Here is an 18020-nt window from a genome sequence, read left to right as displayed (position 1 = left end):
GCACCATGCAGAAGCGCAACGCGACTGTCGCAGTCATCGGCGCCGGCGACTATATCGGCGCAGAGATCGCCAAGAAATTCGCCGCCGAAGGTTTCACCGTGTTTGCCGGCCGCCGTAACGGCGACAAGCTGGCGCCTTTGGTGGCAGAGATTGAGGCCTCGGGCGGCAGCATCGTGGCGCGCTCGCTCGATGCCCGCAAGGAAGACGAGATCGCTGCCTTTCTCAATGACGCCGATGCGCATGCGCCATTGGAGGTCTGCATCTTCAATGTCGGCGCCAATGTGAACTTCCCTATCCTGGAGACAACGGAGCGGGTGTTTCGCAAAGTGTGGGAGATGGCCTGCTATTCCGGATTTCTTGCCGGACGTGAAGCGGCCCGACTGATGATGCCACGGGGGCAGGGCAACATTTTTTTCACTGGTGCGACCGCGAGCCTGCGCGGCGGCAGTGGCTTTGCCGCCTTTGCCTCCGCCAAATTCGGATTGCGCGCCGTGGCGCAGGCCATGGCCCGCGAACTCGGACCGAAGAACATCCATGTCGCCCATCTGATCATCGATTCCGGCGTCGATACGGCCTGGGTGCGCGAGCGCCGCGAGCAGCTCTGGGGCAAGGAGGCGCTCGACAATCCCGATTTGTTGATGCCGCCGGCGTCAGTCGCCGCGTCATACTGGCAGCTGTATCAGCAGCCGCGCAGCGCTTGGACATTCGAGCTGGAAATTCGGCCGTTCGGGGAGAAGTGGTAGTCCGCTTACACCCCCAGCAATCATTGCGAGGTCAAGGAAAGATGACCTGCCAAGCTTTCCCCCAAGCCCTTGCGACGAAGCAATCCAGCCCTGCATCGACAAGGAACTGGATTGCTTCGCTTCGCTCGCCGTGACGGGCTACTGTTCGACAGGTTTACGTTCCAATTCAACATGGACTCATCCCAATGCGTATTCTCGTGGTCGGCGCCGGCGCTATCGGCGGCTATTTCGGCGGCAGGCTGTTGCAGGCCGGCAATGACATCACCTTCCTCGTGCGCCCGAAGCGCGCCGGTGAACTGGCCAGTGCCGGCCTTGTCATCAAGAGCCCCCATGGCGACGTCACGCTGAAGAATCCGCCAACGGTGCAGGCCGACAAGATCACCGACAAGTTCGACGTTGTGCTGCTGAGCTGCAAGGCCTTCGATCTCGATGACGCCATTGCTTCTTTCGCGCCCGCCGTCGGGCCGAACACGGCGATCATTCCGCTGCTGAACGGCATGAAACATCTCGACGTGCTGGAGAAGAAATTTGGTGCGGAGAACGTGATGGGCGGTCAGTGCCAGATCGCAGCGACCCTCAACGAGGCACGCGAAGTGGTGCAGATGGCGCCGATGCAGTTGCTGAGCTTCGGCGAACGCAAGGGCGGCAGCTCGGATCGCGCGAAGGCGATCGCGGCGATCATGGCGACCGGCAACTTTGGAGGCACAGCCTCCGAGAACATCATGCAGGATATGTGGGAGAAGTGGGTGTTCCTGGCGACGATTGCCGGCGCCACCAGCGCGATGCGCGGCGCGGTCGGCGACATCGTCGCGGCACCCGGCGGCCGCGACTTCATCCTCGGCGTGCGCGATGAGATGAGCGCCGTCGCCAGGGCCAATGGCTTCGCACCGCGAGCAGCGTTCCTGGAACGCACCGAGGGCATGCTGACCGCTGAAGGCTCGAAGATGACCGCCTCGATGTATCGCGACATCCTCAACAAGGCGCAGATCGAGGCCGACCAGATCGTCGGAGATGTCATCGCCCGCGCCGATGCCGCCAAGGTCGCCGTGCCGCGGCTGCGGATGATCTATACGCACCTCAAGACGTATGAGCATCAGCGCGTAGCATAAACATCACCACGTAGCCCGGATCGAGCCAATCGCCATCCGGGCTACGGACTTCCCCCTCACAAATGCGCCAGGTAATGCGCCAGCGCAGTGATCTCTTCTTCACTTAGCGAATAGGCAACCTCGGCCATCGCAGCCATACCGCCACCGGCGCGGACGCCGGACTTGTAGTCGCGCAGCGCCTTGACGAGATAGTCCTCGCGCTGCCCGGCGATGCGTGACACCGCTTTGGTGCCGCCGTAGCTCTCCGTGTGACACGATGCACAGCGCCGACCGGCGGCGGCCTGCGCACCCTTGGCCGACAGATCCGGATTATCATCGGGCTTCTTGCCCTCCGGCGGTTTCAGCGAGGCGAAATAGGCCCCGAGATTGCGGATGTCGTTGTTGTCGATCTGCTCCAAGATCGGCTGCATCTGTTCGTTCTTGCGCGTGCCCGAGCGGAAGAACACCAGCTGCCACTGGATAAACAGATCCGGCTGTGCGGCGAGCGACGGGATGTTCTCCATTTGCGAGATACCGTTCTCGCCGTGACAGCCGCTGCAGAGCTCGGCCTTCTCCTTGCCGGCGGCGATATCTGCGGCAGAGGCGGGGGAAGCTGCGACCACATATGCAAGAAGACTTAGCGCAAGACGAAGCGGGCAACGTATCATGGGCATTTCCATTACTTCACACTCGTCATTCCGGGATGCGCGGTAGTCGGCGAAGCCGACGGAGGCGCAGACCCGGAATCCCGGTGTGCTCAATCATTTCGAGGTTCCGGGTTCGCGCTCTCGACTATGCCGAGAACGCGCCCCGGAACGACGAGCTATTTGGCGTAGCTGATGCGATAGATCGCGCCTGCCCAATCATCGGCAATCAGTAATGATCCATCCTTGGCTAGAACGATATCGGCAGGACGACCGAGATAACCCTGGTCACCCTCGATCCAGCCGGAGGCGAAGATCTCCTGCTTGGCGTTCTTGCCATCCGGCCCAGCAATCACGCGCTTGATGCGCGCGCCCTGATACTTGTGCCGGTTCCACGAGCCATGCTCGGCAATGAAGATGTTGTTCTTGTATTCGGCAGGAAACATGCTGCCGGTGTAGAACTTCATCCCCAGGGGCGCGACATGGGCGCCGAGATTCAACACCGGCGGCGTGAATTCCGAGCACTGGTGCCCCATGGCAAATTTCGGATCCGGCATGTTGCCTTGATGGCAATACGGATAGCCGAAATGCTCGCCGAGCTTCGAGATCATGTTGAGCTTGTCGCTCGGCATATCGTCGCTGATCCAGTCGCGCGCATTTTCGGTAAACCAGTATTTGCCCGTGCGGGGATCGACGTCGCCGCCCACCGAGTTGCGAACGCCGAGCGCCACGATTTCGGCATTGCCGGTCTTGGGATCGACACGGCGGATCTGCGAGAGGCTGGTCGGCGGAATACCGATGTTGAAAGGAGGTCCGAACGGCACGTAGAACCACCCGTCTTTATCAGGCGCGAGATACTTCCAGCCATGTGCCGCGAATGACGGCATGTCGTCATAGACCACCTTGCCGTCACCAAGCTTGTCGAGATTTGCCTCGGCATTCTCGTATTTGATCAGCTTGTTGATATCGATCACATAGAGCGCGCCATCCTGGAAGGCGATGCCCGTCGGCATCTTCATGCCCTTGATGACGGTTTTGACCTCTTTCTTGCCGCCCTTGTCGGTAATCGCATAGACGTTGCCGAGGCCGAACGAGCCGACAAAGAGTGTGCCCTTGTCACCCCAGGCCATCTGCCGCGCGGCCAGCACGCCGGATGCATAGACCTCGATCTTGAACCCGGGAGGCAGCTTGATCTTCTTCATCATGGCTGCGAGTTCGGCATCGGACGCACCGGTCGGCGGACCCGACGGCGGTGCAAGGCCCTTTTGCGCTTCGGTCTCATCGCCGAGGAACCAGTCGTCCGGCGGATTGGTCCAGAACTCCTTGGTATCGGATTTGTAGCTCTTGAGCTTCTGCTGTGCGCTGGCTTGATTGAGCGAGGCCATACCGATCGCCGTGGCGAGGATGGCGGCGCACGCAACAGCGGATCGACCAGTCATCGATTTCATCGCGTCACTCCCTGTGCAGCTCATTGCGGCTGCTATGTCTTATTGAACGTTCGGGACGAACTTATTGGTCTGTGATTTTCTCAGACAGTGAGATGCTAGCACAAATGGCGCTGGTGAAAAGCGCAACCAAACGTTCGCGCAAATGAAAGACATCGCCATGACGACGACATCCTGAAGAGCTATTTTGAAAGTTAGTTCCAGTGGCCTGATGCAGTCGGCGCATCGCACCGCATTATGATGCTATCACTGCTAAACTTTTTAGAGGCTGCCCTTGCTGAGATAGCGCCAGGCCACAGCCAATATGATCAACCCGATAAAGATCAGTGCTGCCGGCAGCTTCTTCTTTTCGCGCGGCGGCGGCGGCGTGTTGGGCTTGATCCGGCGGAAAGGTGTGACGTTGCTATTGTGGTCGTCGGGCATTGGTCTTGATCTCGAAGCCGTCTTGATGATGGGCGCGGTGCCGGTGCCGCCCATGCGGGAATAATAGCTGCGGTAGACAGTCTGGATGGTGGCTTCGGCCGCGGCCGGCTCGGATTGCTTGCCACGTGCGAGCAGCGCGAGATAGCCGGCATAGAATGTCTGGGCTTCCTGCGGCAGCGCGTCGAGGCTTTTCAGCTTCGCCATCATCAGCCAGGTCGCAAAATCCGCCCGCGCCTCATCATTGGCGCGCTTGGCAATTTCCAGGTTGGAATCCGTGGTCGACGGCATCGTCAGTCTCGTACCCGCTTCGCCCGTGGATTGTCTGCCCAACGCCCGATGATTTCAAGCGACGCGGGGCGGATCTGCGTGGCTGCGGATCACAAACAACGAGGCCGCCTTGCGGCGGCCTGCGGTCGATAAAATCAATGCCAAAAATGCCAGGAAAGTTCTGGAGCGGGCGAAGGGATTCGAACCCTCGACCCCGACCTTGGCAAGGTCGTGCTCTACCACTGAGCTACACCCGCATCCGAGAAGACAGGCGGCGATTGCTCGCCGCCGACGCGCAGACCTATGCCAAATGCCGGTGGCGAATGCAACAGGTACACTGCATCTCGGATCACGCCGATTAAACCGGGATTTATGGCCGTTTGAGCCCGATTTTACCCGGAAAACACGTCAAAATCGCCAAATATCGCCTTCAGGCTCGAATCGGTGCCTGCCAAGCTTATTTGGCCGGATTGCAAATTACTGTCACGAACGCCATTTAATCGCTCAGGCCATGCTAAAAGCGGCCAAATTTTCAGACATCGAGCGAGGTTCACGTGACCATTATTGATCAGGGCGGCGCACAGGCGCCGCAGGCAGGTTCGACGCCGCAGGCAGCAACCGCTCTCATCAAGGACACGACCACCCGCACCTTCGTGCAGGATGTGATTGAGGAGTCCAAGCGTCAGCCGGTCCTCATCGATTTCTGGGCGCCGTGGTGCGGCCCATGCCGCCAGCTCACCCCCGTGATCGAGAAGGCAGTGACCGCCGCCAAGGGCAAGGTCAAGCTGGTCAAGATGAATATCGACGAGAATCCGGAGATTCCCGGCCAGATGGGCATCCAGTCGATCCCGGCCGTCATCGCCTTCGTCAACGGCCAGCCGGCTGACGGCTTCATGGGGGCGGTTCCGGAGAGCCAGGTCAACGCGTTCATCGACAAGCTGACGGCCGGCATGCCCGGCGCCGAGCCGACGGCCGCCGAATTGCTGCAGGAAGCCGAAGCCGTTCTCGCAGAGGGCGATCCGGCCACCGCCGCTTCGATCTATGGCGAGGTGATTGCCGCCGATGCCGGCAATATCGCGGCCATTGCCGGCCTTGCCCGCTGTTACGTCGAGACCGGCGCCATCGAACAGGCCAAGCAAACCCTTGAGCTCGTCCCCGCCGCCAAGCGTGAGGACGCCGCAGTCAAGGCGGTCCAGGCCAAGATCGATCTGGTCGAACAGGCCAGTGCGCTCGGTCCGGTCACCGAACTTGAACAGAAGGTCGCCGCGAATCCGCTCGACCATCAAGCCCGCTTCGACCTTGCGATCGCGCTCAATGGCGCCAACCAGCGCAGTGAGGCCACGGGTCATCTGCTCGAAATCGTCAAGCGCGACCGCAAATGGGACGACGACGGCGCCCGCAAGCAATTGATCCAGTTCTTCGACGCTTGGGGACCGACGGATGAGGCCACCGTTGACGGTCGCAGACGGTTATCGACTATCCTGTTCTCGTAATTCTTCTCGCGTGACGAATCGGAACCGGACATGCCCATCAATATCGACTATCGCGGGCCTGCCGAACTTCCCGAGGTGATCCCGGTGTTTCCACTGCCGGGCGCGCTGCTCCTGCCGCGCGGCCAGATGCCGCTGAACATTTTCGAACAGCGCTATCTCGCGATGATCGACGATTCGCTTCGCGACGGGCATCGGCTGATTGGCATGATCCAGCCCGATGCGGCGCATTCGGCGGATGAGGCCAGGCCGGCACTGTTCAAGGTCGGCTGTGTCGGGCGCATCACCCAACTCGCCGAATCCGGTGACGGGCGCTACATCCTCGAATTGACCGGTGTTTCCCGTTTCGAGGTGGTGGAGGAACTCTCGGTGCTGACCGCATACCGGCAGTGCAAGGTCGACTACTTCCCCTTCATCGACGATTTCACCGCACGCAAGGGCGAAGACGACGTCGATCGGGCCGCGCTGCTCGCGGTACTCACCGACTTCCTCAAGGCCAACAACCTGAAAGTGGATTGGGAAGGCATCGACAAGGCGCCTAACGAGGCATTGGTGAACGCGCTGGCGATGATGTCGCCCTATGGCCCGCCAGAGAAGCAGGCGATGCTGGAAGCGCCTGACCTCAAGACCCGTGCCGAGATCCTGATCGCCGTCACCGAAATGGATCTGGCCAAGAAGCGCACCAGCGGCGACCCGCCGCTGCAGTAATTCTGACAATCAGCTATGATCAACGACCGCATGACCGGAGCGCACCTATGACCACACCATCGATCGAGCGCGCAGAGGGCACCGTCGACGCCAAACTGCTTGAGATTCTGGTGTGCCCGCTAACCAAAGGGCAACTCGAATTCGATGCCGTCCGGCAGGAGCTGATCTCGCGCCAGGCCAAGCTCGCATATCCGATCCGCGACGGCATCCCGATCATGCTGCCGGAAGAAGCGCGGAAGATCGACTGAATTTCTGATGTGGCGGCTCATGCCGGCGCAAATCTCAGGGCGACGATGCCCGCGACGATGAGGGCGACCCCGCCGCCGCGCAGCAGACTCATCGACTCGCCAAACAGCACGCTTCCGAACAGGACGGTCCCGGCTGCACCGATCCCGACCCATACCGCGTAGGCGGATCCCACCGGCAAAACCTCCAGAACCCGGCCGAGCAGGTAGACGAACGTGGCGAGGAAAATCAGCGACAGGATGGTCCAGCCCGGTCGGGTGTAACCCGTGGCATATTTCATCGAGATCGCCCACCCCACGTCCAGAAGCCCGGCCACGATCAGTAGCAGCCATGCGACACCCTGGCTCATGGCTGCCTCATGCTGCGATCTTGAGAAGATGTGCGTCGCGCTCAGCAAGGAATGCACGCAACCGATCAGCGTAGTCAGCCGTGACGGCGTTCGCCACGCTCGGACGGTCGCGTAACGCTGCGCGCCACGCCCGAACCTTGGGTGTTTGGGCGAAGACTTCCGTGTCAGCGATGGTATCGAACACATCGAAGTAGCGGAAGATCGGCGCATAAACCGCATCGACCATACTGAAGTGCTGCCCCGCGAAAAACGGCGCTGCGGTTAGCACGTTCTCGATGCGACCGAATTTTCCGGCCAACATCTTCCGCTTCGCTTCATAGCTGTTCGCTTCGGTGGCCGTCTCGAATCCCCACAGATCGGCAAGGATCGACGAGCCGAACTCGATCCAGCCACGGTGCCCGGCTCGTTCGAGCGGATCGGATGGGTGGAGCCGCGCGCCCATCTGCGTCTCTTCGAGATATTCGCAGATCACCGCACTCTCGAAGATCGCGGCGGTGTCATTGCCGTCGCGCCGGACAAGCAAAAGCGGAACCTTGCCCAGCGGCGAGACGGCATGAAACCAGTCCGGCTTATGCGCGAGATCGATATAGCTCCGCTCGAAACGGACGTCCTTTTCGGCAAGTACGATGGCCGCTCGCTGCACGTAAGGGCAGAGATGATGGCTTACGAGCGTCAGTGCTGGCGCGTCTGGCTGATCCACGGTCATGCGCTCACCTTTATTCTCTCTGCGCGTATGGCCTGCTGCACGGCGGGTCGCGCCTCGACGCGGGCCATGAAGTCGCGCAGATGCGGAAAGTTGGACAGATCCACCTTGGCGAAGTTGGACCACCCAACGATCGTGAACAGATAGGCGTCGGCCACCGTGAAGCTTTCTCCAAGGAGGAATCGCCTGCCCGCTGCCAGATGGCGCTCAACCGACGCCAACCGCTCTGCGATCTTTGCGCGTGCAACTTCTCCCGCCTGCGCGCCATATTCGGGGTGAAACAGCCACGGGCTGAACATCTTGTGGAGTTCGGTGGCAATGAAGTTGAGCCAGGATTGCAGCTCAACGCGTTGCGGCGTGCCGGCAGGTGGCACCAACCTGCTTTCGGGTTTGAGGTCCGCAAGGTATTGAACGATCACGGTGCCCTCGGTCAGCACTGTCCCATCATCGAGCGCCAGCGCCGGCACATAACCGTTCGGGTTCACCGCCGAATAGTCGCTGCCCGCCTCGGTGACGTGAGGCGATTTCCGGATATCCACCCGCACGAGTTCAAGCGGGACGCCGGCTTCGTTCGCAACAACGTGCGGCGAGAGCGAGCAGGTACCGGTGGCGTAATAGAGTTTCATGATTGGATCTTTCATTGCATCCGTCGTGGGGTGGCTATCGCACCAGCAAGGTAGCGCCGGCACAGACGCAAGTCCCATTGGCGTTTCGCCAGCGACGCTTGCGTGACTGCAAGCAAACCCACTGCTATCTTCGTCAACATGGATGATTGGAACGAACTTCGGCTGGCGCTCGCCATCCAACGCGCGGGCAGTCTGACAGCCGCGGCGATCACACTCGGCGTGGATCACTCCACGGCCTTCCGGCGCCTGAAAGCGTTGGAGGACAAGGTTGGCGTGCGCCTATTCGAACGACTTCCAGGCGGCGCCTACCAAGCGACGGAGGCCGGTGCGCGGATGGCGGCTGGCGCGGAGCGCATGGAGGACGAGGCGCTGGCGCTTGATCGCGACATATCAGGTCGTGACCATCGTCTGTCCGGCCGCCTGACGGTCACGTCGTCCGAGACACTGGCCTATAGCCGGCTGACGCCGCTTCTCGCCGCGTTCCAGCAAACTCACCCCGGCATTGTCGTGGAGTTGGTGATCGACAACCGCGTACTGAGCCTGTCGCGCCGCGAAGCCGACATCGCATTACGTCCTATCCGTCCCAAGGAAGGCGACCTTTGGGGACGCAGACTGTCGGCCATCGCGTGGGGGCTCTATGCCGCCCCAGCCTATCTCGAGGCAATTGGCGGCCCGTTATCGAATCCATCCGAGATCGATCGCCATTCCCTGATCGGCTGGGAGGAAACAACGTCAGGCATCGGAGCTGCCGACTGGCTGTCGCGCGCCGCGCCATCGAATGCCTTCGTCTATCGGACAAACAGTCTGGTCAACCAGCTCGTCGCAGCGAAGGCCGGCATCGGGCTCGCGCTAATGCCGTGCTATCTCGCAGATCACGACGCCGGTGTGGCAAGAGCACTGTCTGAGCCGCTCAAGGAACTTGAGGGTGAACTCTGGATCGTGACTCATGCGGATTTGAAGAATACGGCGCGCGTCAGGGCCTTTTTCGATCTCGTCGGCGAAGGATTAACCCGTGAGCGCCCGCTGTTCGAAGGCGAAAAGAGGCAGACACCTTCACCCCGTTGAGCGGCGTAACCGCATGACGTGCTGATTACAGTGCCTCGCCCTTCAATAGCCGCGGCACTTCGCCCGACAATCCCGCAGCCTGCTTGATGAAAGCGCCTTTCAGCGGCGGCAGGCGATCGACGATGCCGAGACCGATGTCGCGGATGCTGCGCACGAAGGGCAGATCGTTCGAGAACAACACATTCAGCACGTTGGTGGCGACACCCATCGTCATGGTGTCGAAGCGGCGCCAGCGCTGGTAGCGCTCCAGCACATCGCTCTGGCCGAAATCCATGCCGAGCCGCGCAGCATCGACGATGGTCTCTGCCAATGCCGCGACGTCCTTGAGACCCATATTGAGTCCCTGCCCTGCGATCGGATGGATCACATGCGCGGCGTCGCCGATCAGAGCCAGCCGTTCACCGATGAAGGAGCGCGCGACGAAGTAGCCGAGTGGAAAGGCCCGCGGCTTGTCGAGCGCCTTGACCTCGCCAAGGTGCAGGCCGAAGCGCTGTTCGAGCTCCGCATGGAATTCATCGTCCGGCAATGCAATGATGCGCGCGGCTTCCGTGCGCTTCTCGGTCCACACCAGCGACGAACGCTTGCCAGTCAAAGGCAGGATCGCAAACGGCCCGGCGGGCAGGAAGTGTTCTTCGGCACGTCCATCATGATCGCGCTCATGGCCGACGGTGACGACGATGCCGGACTGGTCATAGTCCCAGCCATGGGTCGCGATGCCCGCACGCTCGCGCAGCTTCGAGCGCGCGCCATCGGCGGCGACCAACAAGCCAGCCTCAATCACACTGCCATCCCCGAGCGTGACGCTGACACCGTCGGCCCGTGAATCGAATGTCGTCACCGCAGTCGCGCGCAGGTCGACGCCCGCCGCTTCGGCGCGGATCACGAGTTCGTCGATCAGCCGGCGATTCTCGACCATATGGGCGAACGGCTCGCCCGGCTCGACATGACCACCGAAAGTCAGGAAGGTCGGACGGGTCGCGTCCTCCAGTTTGGAATCGGTGACGACCATGTCGAGGATCGGCTGGCTTTCGGCGGCCACGGCGTCCCAGACGCCGAGGGCATCAAACAGCCGGCGGCAGGCGGCAACGATGGCTGTCGCGCGGGAATCGCGGCTCGGCCTGGCCGCCAGCGCGGGATCGGCGACAATGATCGGCAGATCCGGGCCAAGCCCCTGGCGCAACGCCAAAGCCAGCGCCAGCCCGGCAAACGCTCCCCCGCCGATGACAATGCCTCGTTGTGCCGCCATGATATCCGTTCTCGCTGTTGCCACGCGCTTATAGCTGGGCGAAACAGGAACGCGAAACAAGGGCGGCAACGAGACCGGGGCCCGTATGGCCAAGGTCTTGGTAAACCTCCCTTAATATTGCCGCCGACGGAAAGATGCCGACATGTCCAAGAGCCTGATCGATCTGATCGATATCCTCGATCTCGAGACCATCGAGGTGAACATGTTCCGCGGCCGCAGCCCGAAAACGCGCTGGCAACGGGTGTTCGGCGGCCAGGTGATCGGGCAGGCCATGGTGGCCTCGTGCCGCACCGTCGAAGGCCGCATGCCGCATTCGCTGCATTGCTATTTCATCCTGCCCGGCGATCCTCAGATTCCGATCGTCTACGAGGTCGAGCGGCTGCGCGACGGCAAGAGCTATTCGACCAGGCGCGTTACCGCGATCCAGCACGGCCACGCGATCTTCTCGATGATGGTGTCGTTCCATGCTGAGGAGGAAGACTCGTTCAACCACCAGGATCCGATGCCGGACGTGCCACCGCCGGACAAGCTCACTGCGGAAGAACTGTCGAAGCATCCGATCATCGAGAAGATGCCCGATTTCATCCGCCGCTATTACGAGTCCGACCGCCCGATCGAACTGCGTCCGGTGGAATTTCAGCGTTATGCCGGCGAGAAGATTCCAGAGGGCCGCATCAATTTCTGGATTCGCACCGCCGCGAAGCTGCCGGACGATCCGGCACTCCACATGTGCGCACTGGCCTATGCGTCGGACTTTTCGCTGCTCGATTCCATTATGGCCCGCTATGGCCGCACGCTGTTCGACGGTCAGGCGATGGCCGCCAGCCTCGACCATGCCATGTGGTTTCACCGCCCGTTCCGCGCCGACGAATGGCTGCTCTACAGCCAGGATTCGCCGAGCGCCCAGAACGGTCGCGGCCTCGCGCGCGGCCTGATCTTCAAGCCCGACGGCACGCTGGTGGCGACCGTGGCGCAGGAGGGCTCAGTGCGCGAGCGACGCGAGAAGCCGGCGACCTAAGTCTCTGCGCTTCCAGCCACGATTACCGCTTCGCCGTCCTGGCGTGCAAACGGCCCGCCCTGAAGGCAGGATTGCCGCCCAATTTCGGCGCGCCATGCCAACGGGGATGGCATAAAGCTGTCTGATTGCGTAAGCAGGGTCGGACACCGCCCCCGAAGAGGAAGCCTGCATGAAGCTCGTGGTCGCGATCATCAAACCCTTCAAGCTCGATGAAGTGCGTCAGGCTCTGACGGCCATTGGCGTCCACGGCATGACGGTGACCGAAGTGAAGGGCTATGGCCGGCAGAAGGGTCATACCGAGATGTATCGCGGCGCCGAGTATATCGTGAATTTCCTGCCCAAGCTGCGCCTCGAAATCGCTGTGGCGTCCGACCTCGCTGCCAAGGCGGTCGAGGTCATTTCCACCGGAGCCCGGACCGGCCAGATCGGCGACGGCAAGATCTTCGTGACCCCGATCGACCACGCCCTGCGTATCCGCACCGGCGAGACCGACAGCGACGCGCTTTAGGCAACAAGCCGGCGCCCGCCGGGCTTTCAACCGAAGCTGCTCCCAGTTCGCTTGAATGCGCCCGAAAGGCTCTCCGGCCCTGTCCGGTTGAGCCACGCCAATTCTACGCGCGTCAGTTGGAAGGCCTGCAGATTAGACAATTTCGGTTTTTTTGCCTCGAGTTGGCGTATTCGGACACCTCTTGGCTGCCCGCCGCCTAAGCAGGAATATGTCGGGAGCCTGTCATGCTTCCCTTTTGGGCATAATTGACTAGAGTTTGGGCGCGACCGAATAGCGCACTCTGTCTCATCGCGTGAGAAACGCGAAAAGCTGGGGATTCATAAACCGTTAGAGAATTCCGCCGATCTGGCACGGCATTTGATTCTATCTGGTCTGGCTGTGCCCGCGTAGTGAACTTCTCCGCGTGGTGAACCTCAGTCGAGATCGCCCGGTCGGTTTTCGGTCGGGCCCAAGCGGGGATAGGACCCATGAAAATTGTTATGGCGATCATCAAGCCATTCAAGCTTGAGGAAGTCCGTGATGCCCTGACCGCCATTGGCGTTCACGGTTTGACGGTGACGGAAGTCAAAGGATATGGCCGACAGAAGGGCCATACGGAAATTTATCGCGGCGCTGAATATGCGGTGAGCTTCCTGCCCAAGATCAAGATCGAGGTGGCTGTCGCCTCTGATCAGGTCGACAAGACCATCGAAGCCATCACCACGGCCGCCAAGACCGGCCAGATCGGCGACGGCAAGATCTTCGTCATCAACCTCGACCACGCGGTTCGCATCCGCACCGGCGAGGCCGATGCTGCAGCCCTCTAAGTCGAATTCCTCGGATTTCGCGCTCACCCATTCTTCAATCAGGAGTCAAACACAATGACGTTTAAGCGTCCCTCTGGCGCGGGATTGGCGGCACTTGCCGTTGGCCTGTTCGCCGCAACTGCGGCTTACGCCGACCCGACGGTCAACAAGGGCGACAACGCCTGGATGATGACCTCGACGGTGCTGGTACTGTTGATGACCATCCCGGGCCTCGCTCTGTTCTACGGTGGCCTCGTCCGTTCCAAGAACATGCTCTCGGTGTTGATGCAGGTTCTCTACACCGCCTGCATCGTGATGGTGATCTGGGCTCTCTACGGCTACAGCATCACCTTCACTGGCGGTTCGGCCTATATCGGTGGTTTCTCGAAGGCGTTCCTCGCCGGCGTGACGCCTGACTCGATGGCTGCTTCGTTCACCGCAGACGCCAACATCTCGGAGCTGGTCTACTTCTGCTTCCAGATGACCTTTGCGGCCATTACCCCCGGCCTGATCGTCGGCGCCTTCGCAGAACGCACCAAGTTCGCCGCGATTGCACTGTTCATCCCGCTCTGGGTGACGTTGATCTACTTCCCGATCGCGCACATGGTCTGGTACTGGGCTGGTCCGGACGCCATCGTGGCAGCCGCCAAGGCTGTTGCGGCTGCGGCTCCCGATGCGAAGGCTGCGGCTCAGGCCAAGCTTGATGAAGTCATGGCCGATGCCGGTCAGGTGTTCCTGTGGGGCGCTCTCGACTTCGCAGGCGGCACCGTCGTTCACATCAACGCCGGCATTGCTGGCCTCGTGGGCTGCCTGATCATCGGCAAGCGCACCGGCTACGGCAAGGAGCTGATGGCTCCGCACTCGCTGACCATGACCATGATCGGTGCGTCCCTGCTGTGGGTCGGCTGGTTCGGCTTCAACGTCGGTTCGAACCTCGAAGCCTCCGGCACTGCCGCTCTCGCGATGACCAATACCTTCCTCGCAACCGCGGTTGCGGCGATGGCCTGGATGTTCGCGGAGTGGATGACCAAGGGTCACCCGTCGCTGCTCGGCGCAGCATCGGGCGCGGTTGCCGGCCTCGTCGCCGTCACCCCGGCCTGCGGCTTCTCGGGTCCGATGGGCGCGATGGTTCTCGGTCTGGTCGCAGGCGTCGTCTGCCTGTTCTTCTGCACCGTCGTGAAGAACTCGCTCGGCTATGACGACTCGCTCGATGTATTCGGCGTCCATTGCGTCGGCGGCATCATCGGCGCGCTCGGCACCGGCATCCTGGTCAACCCGGCCCTCGGCGGCACGGGCGTTATGGACTACGTCGCCGGCAAGATCGGCGACTACGACATGGTCACCCAGATGATCGCACAGTGTAAGGCTGTCGCGACCACGCTGGTTTGGTCGGGCGTCGGTTCGGCGATCCTGTTCAAGGTCGTCGACGTGATCGTCGGTCTCCGCGTCAATGTTGAAGTCGAGCGCGAAGGCCTCGACGTCACCGAGCACACCGAACGCGCCTACAACATGTAAGCGTCACGAGCCATCCCGGATCATCGATCCGGGATGCTCACAAAGGGATCGGTTGGGGCACTACCCGGCAATGTTCCAACCGTCGAAGGGCTCCAGCGCAAGCTGGAGCCTTTCACTTTTTGGGGGGCATTCTGATCCCCGCATAGGCCTGGACGGTCGCTGAACACGTGATAGCAAGGCGGGCCCCTCGATGGTTAATCGCGTCTTAACCTCGCCGTATCTATGGTGGTTTGATCTCGTTTGGGCCGATCTCATGGGGCGATCGGCTGCCTTGAAAGTACTGGCGTTTTCCTGATGGCACTCACCGCTCCTCCTTCCGCGGCGCATGGCGCTGGCAGCCGGACCTCGGCTGGACCCGATGGCGAGCGTTCGCCGTTTGCGCGGCTGACGGAATTGCTGGCGCCGTATCAGCCCGGCCAACCGCTGATCACCCTGTCGTTGGGCGAACCGCAGCACCCGGTGCCGGATTTCGTCGGGCCGGTCCTCGCCAAGCACATCGCAGAATTCGGTCGCTATCCGATCGCCAGGGGCATCGAGCCGTTCCGGCGCGCCGCAGCCACATGGATGGGTACGCGCTTCAATCTCCCGCGCGCCCTCGATCCCGAAACCGAAGTGCTGGTGCTGAATGGCAGCCGCGAAGGCCTGTTCTTCGCCGCAATCACGGCCGCGCGCTTTGTCGGCCCACGCAAAGGCACGCCGGCGATCCTGCTGCCGAACCCGTTCTATCCAGCCTACGGCGCCGGTGCGCGCGCCGCAGGTTGCGAGCCGATCTTCATGCCAACCACAGTGGCCAACGGCTTCCTTCCCGATCTCGATGCGCTCGACGAGGCGACGCTGGCACGCACTGTTGCGATGTACGTCGCCTCGCCGGCCAATCCGCAGGGCGCCGTCGCGACGCCCGCTTACTTCAGGAAGTTGCACGACCTCGCATTGCGCTACGGCTTCATCGTGCTGTCGGACGAATGCTATTCGGAAATCTACACGCAGGCGGCCCCAGGCAGCATGCTGGCGTCAGCCGGGCCTGACTATGCCAATGTCGTTGCGTTCCAATCGCTGTCCAAGCGTTCGAACCTGCCCGGCATGCGCGTTGGCTTCGTCGCCGGCGACAAGAAATTCCTGAGTGCGTTTCATGAACTGCGCAACGTGGCCGCACCACAAGTACCGGGGCCGCTGCAGCAGGTCGCCATCGCCGCCTATAGCGACGAGGCGCATGTGGAAGAGAACCGCAGGCTCTATCGTTTGAAATTCGATCTCGCGGATCAGATCCTCGGCAATCGTTACGGCTACAAGCGGCCAGCCGGCGGCTTCTGTCTGTGGCTCGATGTCTCCGCCCATGGCGGGGACGAGGAGGCCACGGTGAGACTCTATCGTGACGGCGGCGTGCGCGTGGTGCCCGGAAGTTATCTGGCGCGCCCGCAGGCCGACGGCAGCAATCCCGGCGCCGGCTATATTCGTTTGGCCATGGTGCAGGACAGTGAAACGACAGCCGAGGCTTTGCATCGGCTGGTGAAGATTTTGAATTGAAGATCCTGGATTAATGCAGGGCGCATGAGCACTCCGGTATGAGCACCACGATCGAACGCGTCATTCCTCTCGTCGGCCACCTGCCCGCGTCGATTCGCGAGATGCTGGGACGACGGCTGCGCGAACTCACAGGCTTCGGCCTGGTCTGCGCAGCGGGTGTTGCAGCAGCAGCGATGATGACCTGGTCGGTACAGGACCCAAGCCTGAGCCACGCAACATCGCGTGCGATCCGCAATGTTGTCGGCTATCCCGGCGCGATCGGTGCCGATCTGCTGATGCAGATCCTCGGCCTTGGCGCGATCATGATGATTCTCACCATCGCCGTCTGGGGCTGGCGGATGATGACGCATCGTCATTTCGACCGCGAGGCACTGCGCATCGGTTGCTGGGTTTTGTGCACCATCATCGCATCAGGCTTTGCCAGCTGCTGGCAGCATGGCGGATCGTGGCCCCTGCCGACCGGCGTCGGTGGCGTGGTCGGCGATGCGCTGTTTCGCGCGCCCGCGGTGGTCTTCGGCCCCGTCGGCTTCATTTATCGCTTCGTGCTCGGCCTCATTCTCTGCGCGGCGATGATCGTGACTTTCTTCATCGCCTGCGGCTATGGCGCGCGCGCCAGGGAAGAATTCGCCGAAATCGACATTGAGGAAGACGACGAGCCGTTCGAGGAAGACGAAACCCGCGATCGCGGCTCAATTTCTGTCTCGCTGGGCTGGGCCGCGCACGCCGTCATGAGCGCGAAAGCGCGTCTCGGCCGGTTGCTCTCGCTGATCTACGGCAAGATGGTCGCGAGCGAACCCAAGGCGCGCGCGGCATCCTTCGAGCGTCAGGAGCCCAATCTCGGCGGTCGCCGCAACAGTCCGTCAATTGCGCCGCATGACGAAGACGAGAGCGTCCACGACGAAGACGAAGAGCACGACTATGAGGAAGAAGAAGAGGAAGAGGAACCCGCCCCGAAGGCGCGCAAAAAATCCTCGGCCAAGCAGCCGGTGCGCAAATCCAACGGCAAGTTCGAACTGCCCTCCGTCGGCATGCTCACCGCGCCGAAGGCGGCCGATCGCAAGCCGCTCAGCAAGGCCGAGCTCGAAGCCAATTCGCGCGCGCTGGAAGGCGTGCTGCAGGACTTCGGCGTGCGCGGCGAAATCGTCAAGGCCAATCCCGGCCCCGTCGTCACGCTTTACGAACTCGAACCCGCACCGGGCATCAAGTCGTCGCGCGTGATCGGCCTCGCCGACGACATCGCGCGCTCGATGAGCGCGCTGTCCGCGCGCGTCGCCGTGGTGCCGGGCCGCAACGCCATCGGCATCGAACTGCCGAACGCCCATCGCGAGAACGTATACCTGCGCGAACTGCTGACCGTGCAGGACAACAACGAAGGCATCAAACTCCCGCTCTGCCTCGGCAAGAATATCGGCGGCGAGTCCATCATTATCGATCTCGCGCGCACGCCGCATATGCTGATCGCCGGTACCACCGGCTCGGGCAAGTCGGTCGCCATCAACACCATGATTCTCAGCCTGGTCTACCGGCTGCGGCCGGATCAGTGCCGTCTGATCATGGTCGATCCGAAGATGCTCGAACTCTCCGTCTATGACGGCATCCCGCATTTGCTGACGCCCGTCGTGACCGA

The 18020-nt window shown here is 61.7% G+C and carries 19 protein-coding genes and 1 tRNA gene; 12 read left to right on the top strand and 8 right to left on the bottom strand.

Annotation, left to right across the window (positions count from 1 at the left end; translation table 11 throughout):
* Positions 1-5: 5 nt before the first annotated feature.
* Both ACEK02_RS31435 and panE read left to right on the top strand, forming a co-directional pair.
* Positions 6-743, top strand: a complete 738-nt coding sequence (locus tag ACEK02_RS31435) for an SDR family oxidoreductase (RefSeq protein WP_371425525.1) — start codon at positions 6-8, stop codon at positions 741-743.
* 185 nt (positions 744-928) lie between these two features.
* Positions 929-1852, top strand: a complete 924-nt coding sequence (panE, locus tag ACEK02_RS31430; protein ID WP_371425523.1) for a 2-dehydropantoate 2-reductase — start codon at positions 929-931, stop codon at positions 1850-1852.
* A 56-nt stretch (positions 1853-1908) separates the two neighbouring features.
* Here the strand turns inward: panE and ACEK02_RS31425 are convergent, their stop codons facing one another.
* From ACEK02_RS31425 to ACEK02_RS31410, 4 genes are all read right to left on the bottom strand, one after another.
* On the bottom strand, positions 1909-2499 hold the full coding sequence (locus tag ACEK02_RS31425) for a cytochrome c (protein ID WP_371425521.1): 591 nt from the start codon (positions 2497-2499) through the stop codon (positions 1909-1911).
* Between the two features lie 155 nt (positions 2500-2654).
* The gene (locus tag ACEK02_RS31420; RefSeq protein WP_371425519.1) at positions 2655-3923 is read right to left on the bottom strand and encodes a sorbosone dehydrogenase family protein; all 1269 of its coding nucleotides are present in this window, start codon (positions 3921-3923) and stop codon (positions 2655-2657) included.
* 258 nt (positions 3924-4181) lie between these two features.
* Positions 4182-4631: a hypothetical protein gene (locus ACEK02_RS31415; RefSeq protein ID WP_371425517.1), complete on the bottom strand. Its 450-nt coding sequence runs from the start codon at positions 4629-4631 to the stop codon at positions 4182-4184.
* Positions 4632-4792: 161 nt separating this feature from the next.
* Positions 4793-4867, bottom strand: a tRNA-Gly gene (locus ACEK02_RS31410).
* A gap of 297 nt (positions 4868-5164) precedes the next feature.
* Between ACEK02_RS31410 and trxA the strand changes: the two genes are divergently transcribed.
* Genes trxA through ACEK02_RS31395 form a run of 3 tightly spaced genes read left to right on the top strand, consistent with a single transcriptional unit; the run spans position 5165 to position 7056 of the window.
* On the top strand, positions 5165-6103 hold the full coding sequence (gene trxA / locus ACEK02_RS31405) for a thioredoxin (RefSeq protein ID WP_371425515.1): 939 nt from the start codon (positions 5165-5167) through the stop codon (positions 6101-6103).
* 30 nt (positions 6104-6133) lie between these two features.
* The gene (locus tag ACEK02_RS31400) at positions 6134-6808 is read left to right on the top strand and encodes an LON peptidase substrate-binding domain-containing protein (RefSeq protein ID WP_371425513.1); all 675 of its coding nucleotides are present in this window, start codon (positions 6134-6136) and stop codon (positions 6806-6808) included.
* Between the two features lie 47 nt (positions 6809-6855).
* Complete coding sequence (locus tag ACEK02_RS31395) at positions 6856-7056, top strand: Trm112 family protein (protein ID WP_371425511.1); 201 nt, start codon at positions 6856-6858, stop codon at positions 7054-7056.
* Positions 7057-7073: 17 nt separating this feature from the next.
* On the opposite strand, the gene ACEK02_RS31390 is transcribed toward ACEK02_RS31395, so the two are convergent.
* The 3 genes from ACEK02_RS31390 to gstA are packed head-to-tail and all read right to left on the bottom strand — an operon-like array spanning position 7074 to position 8747.
* Positions 7074-7403 (bottom strand): multidrug efflux SMR transporter, encoded by a 330-nt coding sequence (locus ACEK02_RS31390; RefSeq protein ID WP_371425509.1) that lies wholly within the window; start codon positions 7401-7403, stop codon positions 7074-7076.
* A gap of 7 nt (positions 7404-7410) precedes the next feature.
* Positions 7411-8109, bottom strand: a complete 699-nt coding sequence (locus ACEK02_RS31385; protein ID WP_371425507.1) for a glutathione S-transferase family protein — start codon at positions 8107-8109, stop codon at positions 7411-7413.
* Entirely contained in the window at positions 8106-8747 is a 642-nt protein-coding gene (gene gstA / locus ACEK02_RS31380; RefSeq protein ID WP_371425505.1) for a glutathione transferase GstA, read from the bottom strand. The genes ACEK02_RS31385 and gstA overlap by 4 nt, the downstream gene beginning before the upstream one ends.
* A gap of 87 nt (positions 8748-8834) precedes the next feature.
* On the opposite strand from gstA, the gene ACEK02_RS31375 reads away from it, so the two are divergent.
* The gene (locus tag ACEK02_RS31375) at positions 8835-9797 is read left to right on the top strand and encodes a LysR family transcriptional regulator (RefSeq protein WP_371425503.1); all 963 of its coding nucleotides are present in this window, start codon (positions 8835-8837) and stop codon (positions 9795-9797) included.
* A 25-nt stretch (positions 9798-9822) separates the two neighbouring features.
* Here ACEK02_RS31375 and ACEK02_RS31370 read toward each other — a convergent pair whose 3' ends face one another.
* Entirely contained in the window at positions 9823-11043 is a 1221-nt protein-coding gene (locus ACEK02_RS31370) for a ubiquinone biosynthesis hydroxylase (protein ID WP_371425501.1), read from the bottom strand.
* Positions 11044-11185: 142 nt separating this feature from the next.
* Between ACEK02_RS31370 and tesB the strand changes: the two genes are divergently transcribed.
* From tesB to ACEK02_RS31340, 6 genes are all read left to right on the top strand, one after another.
* Positions 11186-12061 (top strand): acyl-CoA thioesterase II, encoded by an 876-nt coding sequence (tesB, locus tag ACEK02_RS31365; protein ID WP_089263153.1) that lies wholly within the window; start codon positions 11186-11188, stop codon positions 12059-12061.
* Positions 12062-12230: 169 nt separating this feature from the next.
* Positions 12231-12569, top strand: a complete 339-nt coding sequence (locus ACEK02_RS31360) for a P-II family nitrogen regulator (RefSeq protein WP_089263151.1) — start codon at positions 12231-12233, stop codon at positions 12567-12569.
* Between the two features lie 467 nt (positions 12570-13036).
* Positions 13037-13375 (top strand): P-II family nitrogen regulator, encoded by a 339-nt coding sequence (locus ACEK02_RS31355; RefSeq protein ID WP_068730208.1) that lies wholly within the window; start codon positions 13037-13039, stop codon positions 13373-13375.
* Between the two features lie 54 nt (positions 13376-13429).
* Positions 13430-14869: an ammonium transporter gene (locus tag ACEK02_RS31350; RefSeq protein ID WP_371425498.1), complete on the top strand. Its 1440-nt coding sequence runs from the start codon at positions 13430-13432 to the stop codon at positions 14867-14869.
* A gap of 294 nt (positions 14870-15163) precedes the next feature.
* Complete coding sequence (locus ACEK02_RS31345) at positions 15164-16393, top strand: aminotransferase class I/II-fold pyridoxal phosphate-dependent enzyme (protein ID WP_371425496.1); 1230 nt, start codon at positions 15164-15166, stop codon at positions 16391-16393.
* A gap of 38 nt (positions 16394-16431) precedes the next feature.
* The coding region (locus ACEK02_RS31340) for a DNA translocase FtsK 4TM domain-containing protein (RefSeq protein WP_371425494.1) at positions 16432-18020 on the top strand (1589 nt) is incomplete at its 3' end.

Source organism: Tardiphaga sp. (assembly GCF_041424195.1).
Classification (GTDB): domain Bacteria; phylum Pseudomonadota; class Alphaproteobacteria; order Rhizobiales; family Xanthobacteraceae; genus Tardiphaga.
Note: the sequence above shows the minus strand (reverse complement) of the source record. Positions and strands in the feature narration are given on the sequence as shown.